The 1,595-nt window shown below is 72.5% G+C and carries 2 protein-coding genes; both read right to left on the bottom strand.

Going from position 1 to position 1,595, the window contains the following annotated elements:
• Positions 1-216: 216 nt before the first annotated feature.
• On the bottom strand, positions 217-708 hold the full coding sequence (locus FV228_RS29140; RefSeq protein WP_147857646.1) for a YbaK/EbsC family protein: 492 nt from the start codon (positions 706-708) through the stop codon (positions 217-219).
• Positions 709-774: 66 nt separating this feature from the next.
• Positions 775-1,595 (bottom strand): class A beta-lactamase (gene bla, locus FV228_RS29135; RefSeq protein ID WP_147857645.1); only part of this gene is annotated, 821 nt, incomplete at its 5' end.

The raw sequence follows: 1,595 nt of genomic DNA, 5'->3' as shown, positions 1-1,595 counted from the left end.
GCCCCGGACGTCGAGGTCGGCCGCGCGGGCGCCGGCCCCTGCGGCCAGCAGGGTGAGACCGAGCACTGTCCCGATCCCGTGCGTCCCGCATGCCCCGCGTCGCTGCCGTGCCGTCACTCGCATGCCGAACCCGTCCCGAATCCCGGCCCAGGGTGCCGCAACAGGGTAAACGGCGACTTACCCTTGGGGCGATCCCTGTGTGATCCCTGGGAGCGATCAGGTCAGCGGCACCACCAGGGCCGTCAGCGCGGCCGCGAGGTCACCCTCGGTGAGACGGATCTGCAGGCCGCGCCCGCCGCCGTTCACGTGGATCTCGGCGGCCGGGTCCGACAGCGAACCCGCATCGATCGCGGTCGGAAAAACCCGCTTCTGTCCCAGTGGGCTGATGCCGCCGACATGGTAGCCGGTGAGGCGCTCGGCATCCGCGGGCTTGAGCATCGCCGCCGCCTTGCCGGAGAAGGCCGCCGCCACCCGCTTCATCGAGACCTCCGTGTCGGAGGCCACTAGGAGGCAGACCGTCCGCCCATCCACCGCCGCCATCAGGGTCTTCAGCACCCGGGCGGGCTCGACGCCCAGCGCCTGTGCGGCCTGCAGGCCGATGCGCGGGGCATCCGGATCGTAAGCGTAGGCGTGGAGGCTGTAGCGGATCCCGGCCTTGTCGAGGGCCAGGGTCGCCCGGGTGGTCTTGGTGGCAGGCGTCTTCGCCATCGGGCATCGTCTCGAACGGTGGCCACCGGCTTTCGGGAAAAGACGATGCGCCGCTGCAATCTCGGATCAGGGGGCGCCCACTCGGGCGGCCATGAGCCGGCCGATTTCGGCATAGGCTGCCTCGACAGCCGCCGCGGGGGCCGTAGCCCCGGTAACGTACACGCAGGCCAGGACCGGCGCACGCCCGGGCGGGGATCCCGACGGTCGGAGGATCGCCACGTCGTTGAACGTGCCGTTGTCGCCGCTGCCGGTCTTGTCGCCGACGATCCAGTCCGGCGGGAGCCCCCCGCGCAGGCGCTTGGCCCCCGTCTGGCACCCGACCATCCAGGCCTCCAGCTGCCCGCGCGAGGCCGCCGACAGGACAGGCCCGAGCAGGACGCGCCCGAGGGTCTGGCGCATCGCCTCCGGACTGGTGGTGTCGCGCGGATCCCCCGGCAACGCGGTGTTCAGGGTCGGCTCGTCCCGGTCGAGGCGGGTGCGGGTATCGCCGGTGCCGCGCAGCCAGACAGTCAGCGCTTCGGGGCCGCCCAGGGCTGTGAGCAGCAGGTTGGCCGCGCTGTTGTCGCTCCACACGATCGCGGCGGCGCAGAGGTCGGAGATCGTCATCCGCCCGGTGCCGCCGCCGGCCTCCACGACCTTCCGTGTCACCGGCGCGTAGCTCAGAAGGATGCCCGGCCCGAAGCCGACGGCCCGGTCCAGGGATTCCGATCCCGCATCGACCCGCGCCAGGATGGCCGCGACAGCGAGGGCCTTGAACGTGCTGCACATCGGGAACAGCTCGTCCGCCCGGTGGCTCAGGAGCACGCGCTCCTGCGTCCCGGCCGAGACCCCGAGGCGGCCGCCGAGACGCCGCTCGATCTCCGCCAGGGCCGGCTCGGGGTCTCGGC

The organism is Methylobacterium sp. WL18, from assembly GCF_008040015.1.
GTDB lineage: Bacteria > Pseudomonadota > Alphaproteobacteria > Rhizobiales > Beijerinckiaceae > Methylobacterium > Methylobacterium mesophilicum.
Note: the sequence above shows the minus strand (reverse complement) of the source record. Positions and strands in the feature narration are given on the sequence as shown.

What these genes read in the sequence shown, in the direction of transcription:
- FV228_RS29140 (WP_147857646.1), bottom strand. Translation starts at nt 708, where the DNA reads ATGGCGAAGACGCCTGCCACCAAGACCACCCGGGCGACCCTGGCCCTC.